Consider the following 818-nt stretch of genomic DNA (forward strand, 5'->3'; position numbering starts at 1 on the left):
AAGCTGAAACTTCCTGAATCGTTTCTCCCATTATTCCTTCTGTCGTGCCATGGCCATTATTGATTGGTTTAAGCGGTGTACTGCAGGCCGAAAGCAAGGTGATCATGCTAAGCAAGACTAATAGGCGCATAAGTGTCATCTCCGAATTTAAAGTAGCTAATTTTAGCACTATAGCCTTTAGCATCGTCCAGAGGTAGCATGTATTGGTCTATTGGCTACATAGCTTTCAATCGAGTCTGACCCCCTTGAAAAAAGATGATTAAGAAACTTAAGTTTCAGCGCCTTTTGGCGATGATTTATATCGGTGCAGCACTGGGAATCATACATTTCTGGTGGCAGTTCTTTAACGGCTCGCTCTTTTCTATCGAAGAGCTAAGAGCACTGATGCCACATTTTGAAGGCTATTACTTGTGGGAAAGAAGCTTTGTGCTGCCTGATTTAATTCTGGCCTTTGGTATGCTAGTTTCTGCCCTGCCTTTGTGGTGCAACCAATGGATGCAAAAGGGCCGAGTACTCGCAGCAGCCTGCGCCGGTGCGGCACTGTTCCTGGGGTTACTGGATTTGAGTTATGGTTTTTCGAGTGGTCTCTACCGCTTAGACCACCGTTTTGCAGGTGTCGTATTAGAAGCCGGCTTATCGATCACGGCAGTTGGCCTCTTAGGTCTAATCATTTTACTTTTTAGCCCCCAACAAGCTCGACCAGATTAAGCATCTGCTTCTAGCGACTCCTTCAGTAGTATCGTCTTCAATATATCGGGGTGGGTAACGATCCCGACAATCTGTTGATTCTCGAATACCGCTATCGCGTCCAAGCCATA

Annotated in this window: 1 protein-coding gene; it reads left to right on the top strand. The window is 45.8% G+C overall.

Translation table 11 applies throughout. The features are described from left to right. Window positions 1-255 precede the first annotated feature (255 nt). Window positions 256-708: a hypothetical protein gene (locus A3729_RS01045; RefSeq protein ID WP_068506996.1), complete on the top strand. Its 453-nt coding sequence runs from the start codon at window positions 256-258 to the stop codon at window positions 706-708. Window positions 709-818: the final 110 nt, after the last annotated feature.

It is taken from the genome of Oleiphilus sp. HI0043, from assembly GCF_001634935.1.